This window comes from Vibrio sp. OPT46 (assembly GCF_015163535.1).
GTDB lineage: Bacteria > Pseudomonadota > Gammaproteobacteria > Enterobacterales > Vibrionaceae > Vibrio > Vibrio alginolyticus.
In genome coordinates, this window is sequence record NZ_JADDYG010000824.1 from 163,458 (window position 1) to 167,236 (window position 3,779).

Sequence of the window (3,779 nt, forward strand, 5' to 3'; positions counted from 1 at the left end):
TCAAAGTGATCGTGCGCGACTAATGTACTCAGCCTCATTTCGAAGGTTGCAACAAAAAGCACAAGTTTTCTCATTAGAAAGTAACTCCGCGGTACGTTCACGCTTAACTCACTCTCTTGAGGTCTCTCATATAGGACGTTATATCGTTGCCAGTATCTCTGAGAAGATTAAAGATGCTAGCGACATTAGCCAAGATCAGAAAGATTATTGGAAAGACAATGGTATAGCCCTATCAAACATTGTAGAAACAGCATGTTTAATGCACGACATTGGTAACCCTCCATTTGGACACTTTGGTGAAGCAGCTATATCTAAATGGGCGAACTCTCAAGAAGCGATTAACACGTTATCTGCTTCGTTGGGTACGACATCTAATGAGTATCTGCGAGCCCTCGATGATTTTAAGTTTTTTGATGGAAACCCACAGGGATTTAGAATCATCACTAAACTTCAAGGTGATGATGGTTTTTATGGTTTAAACCTAACTTACGTTCAACTTGCAGCTTTCTTAAAGTATACATACAGCCCTGCAACGATTAACGAGCATAAAGATAAGCCTTTCACTAAAAAAGTGGGATATTTCGATACTGAAATTGATGTAATAGAAAGTGCTTGGTCTACTCTTGGTATGGCACCTAATACAAGACACCCCCTAGGCTTTTTAATGGAGGCTTCAGATGATATCTCATACTGTATTAGTGATATTGAAGACGGGATAGAAAAAGGGATTATTTCCGTAGACCATTTCAAAGCCAATGTCATCCAAGGACTAGAAAAGGTCAGCCCAAAGCACGGCAACCCTCAGATATGCTCAGATTTGAGCAACATTCTAAATTCCGTTAAGCAAGCTCCCGTTGGACAGTTTTTAAGCTTCAAAACGAAGCTGTCAAACTTTTTGGTAGATAGTGTTGCCCAAAGTTTTGTTGATAAATATAACGATTTCATCAAGATGAATGTGCACAAAGAAATCATATCTAAAGGTACCTTAGAGTATGACCTTTTAAAGATACTAAAGGTTTATACTGGTGACTATTTGTTTACATCTTCAGAGGCTGAGTGCATGGAGCTATCTGGGTACTCTATAATTTCTGGAATTATTTCTGACTACCAAAAGCTACTAGAGCTTCCCAAAGAGCAGTTTATGTCATTAATTATAAATGACTTCGATTTAATTAAAGAGAATGACCTTCACATCCATAGAAGGCTCTTTAATCGACTACCAGAAAAACATCTAAATGCATATAAAGCGGCTATTCTGAAGAATTCGTTACCAAATTTTGTGAAAGAGCTTGGTGAGAACACTACTCTTAACGATGCTTTAGTTGAGCATTTAACTCAGTTTGATAAAGTGAAAGAATGGAACTTACGAGCCCACCTGATTATTGATTTTGTATCAGGAATGACAGACCAATTTTCAATGGAGTTTTTCCATATGTTAAAGGGGATAAATGTTAAATAATCATACAGGTAACAATTTCCACGGTATGAAGCTAAGCCGCCACCCTGTAGCTTGGGTGGCGAAGGTATTGGCTTCTTGGATAAATAGCAATGCTCAACTAGAGATGAGTAGGTACCAGTACGTTCCTCAATCTTTCAATGATTACAGATCAACATTTTTAGTGCCGGTTGCTCAAGTGAATGAGAGTTCACTTCTTGAGATGTTGATGTCTCTAGAACCAGAAACTGAGTTAGCTGTACATTCAAAAGTAATCTTGAACAACGAGTGTTACCACATTCCAATGATAGACTTTGGTTCAAAAGGTTCTACACCTTCTGCGTCAGAGGCCATAAAAGAGCTGTGTAGATATTGGAACATGGGCTTCAACCTGTACGAGAGCGGTCGGTCATTTCATGGTTATGGCAATCGTCTTTTAACAAATGATCAATGGCTTCAATTTATGGGAAGTCTTTTGCTCTTAAACAAACCCAGTGGCTACAAGCTTATAGATGAACGGTGGGTAGGACATCGTATTATGGGAGGGTACTCAGCGTTAAGGTGGAGCAAAAACACATCACACTATAAACGCTTTCCGGTTCATTGTGGCTTCGTCAACGCGGACACTTTCCAAATACACGAAACTGATATCAATTCTATAATTCCTCCTCCGCCGAGATCGATAGGCCCAAGTTTTTAACGAAATCAAGTCTGGAAAATCGATTTTCCAGACTTAAATTTTCTTAAAATTTAACCTAGTTTTTGTGATTTCTGGAAAATATCTCTTAGAGGCCGTTACCAAAGGATTTCCAGAAAAATTCCAGAGTTAGATATAAAGGGTAATCGGAAACGATGCGTTAATTACGCGCTAATCGCATTGCTGATTTCAGCGAATCATTTGAAAAGGTCACCTTAGGGTGACCTTTTTTTGTTAGCCCATGCTTAACTCGCGTTCTCCAATAACGTGCGAATAAACTCGGCTTTGATAGCACTCTCCTGCTTACCGTCATGAATCAGACACAAGTCTGCACGCAGTGACTCTTTCAGCTTGATAAAACGAATCCCATGCCAATGATGCTGAGAAAACGTCGACGGCACCAACGTCACGGTATTGCTGTTTGCCACATACGCCATCAAGGTGCTTGGCTCCACCACTTGTTTGCCAATATGGGGTGAAAAGCCTTCTTGCAGACAGGCATTAATGATGAAGTTTGCCGAGGCAGAATTCGCCAAACTCATAAACGCAAACTCACACGTCTTTAAATCTTGGAGTCGCAGCAAAGATTTGCTGGCTAACTCATGTTGCTCCGACACCGCCACCACAAACACATCTTTGCCCAAAGACACCGACTGATACGGATAAATGTTGAGTGCATCGGCAAAACGCACAATGCCCACATCGATTTTCTTCTCGCTCAGGTGCTTCTTTTGCGTCTCTGGGTTAAGGTCAAAAATGTCGGCGTGATAAGTGTCATGCTCAGCATGGAAGCGCTGTAACAGACGATCAAATCCGCCCCAAAATGCGCTACTTACCACACCAACTCGCAAGATGTTTCTCTGGTTCAAACCCACTTGCTGCACTTGATTGAGCGAGACATCTAAGGTCTGAAAAATCAGTTGGCATTTGGACTCCAACAATCGCCCGGCCTCCGTTAGCATGACGTTTCTTGAATCACGCTCAAACAGTTTGACGTTAAGCACCTCTTCCAACTCTTTGATGCGATTGCTCAACGGCGAATTGGTGATATTAAGGTTCTCGGCGGCCTTAGTGAAATGCTTGGTTTGTGCGACCTCGTAAAAGTAACGCAGCATCTTCAGCGTCACGCGCTCAAATGGTTCTGACTTCATGCATTGAGTCCTAGCGAATTTCATCATCCTCTTTTTAAGGATGATAGTAGCGAATAAAGCAAAGATAACCAGCGCAGAAAGTCACACAATGGAATCAACACACAACCAGAAGGTGACTAACATGAATCACGATCCAGTAATCGGCGCGCTACAAACCATTCGCGAACGCAAACCAAACTTCCAACCTAAAGCGGCGTTTATTTTAGGCTCTGGCTTAGGCGTATTGGCAGACGAGCTACAAGACAAAGTGGTCATTCCATACGAAGAGCTCGAAGGCTTTCCGGTTAGCACCGTGCAAGGCCACTCTGGTGAGTTGGTACTTGGCACCATGGGCGGCGTAGACGTCGTGTGCATGAAAGGTCGCGGTCACTACTACGAACACGGCTCAATGAAGGTCATGACCACGCCCGTACGCACCTTTAAAAAGCTGGGCTGTGAGTTTCTGCTCGTCACCAACGCGGCAGGCTCACTTCGCCCTGAGCGTATTGATGTCGGC

The 3,779-nt window shown here is 42.4% G+C and carries 3 protein-coding genes and 1 pseudogene; 3 read left to right on the plus strand and 1 reads right to left on the minus strand.

Translation table 11 applies throughout. The features are described 5' to 3' along the window. Both dgt and IQR33_RS28830 read left to right on the plus strand, forming a co-directional pair. Window positions 1-1,459: dGTPase (gene dgt / locus IQR33_RS28825; RefSeq protein WP_228014201.1), on the plus strand; the 1,459-nt coding region annotated here is incomplete at its 5' end. After that, complete coding sequence (locus tag IQR33_RS28830; RefSeq protein ID WP_193837270.1) at window positions 1,449-2,135, plus strand: hypothetical protein; 687 nt, start codon at window positions 1,449-1,451, stop codon at window positions 2,133-2,135. The genes dgt and IQR33_RS28830, both read left to right, overlap by 11 nt. A gap of 242 nt (window positions 2,136-2,377) precedes the next feature. Here the strand turns inward: IQR33_RS28830 and IQR33_RS28835 are convergent, their stop codons facing one another. Next, on the minus strand, window positions 2,378-3,283 hold the full coding sequence (locus tag IQR33_RS28835) for a LysR family transcriptional regulator (protein WP_005379156.1): 906 nt from the start codon (window positions 3,281-3,283) through the stop codon (window positions 2,378-2,380). A 121-nt stretch (window positions 3,284-3,404) separates the two neighbouring features. On the opposite strand from IQR33_RS28835, the pseudogene IQR33_RS28840 reads away from it, so the two are divergent. Then, a pseudogene (locus tag IQR33_RS28840) lies at window positions 3,405-3,779 on the plus strand (purine-nucleoside phosphorylase); the annotation flags it as partial.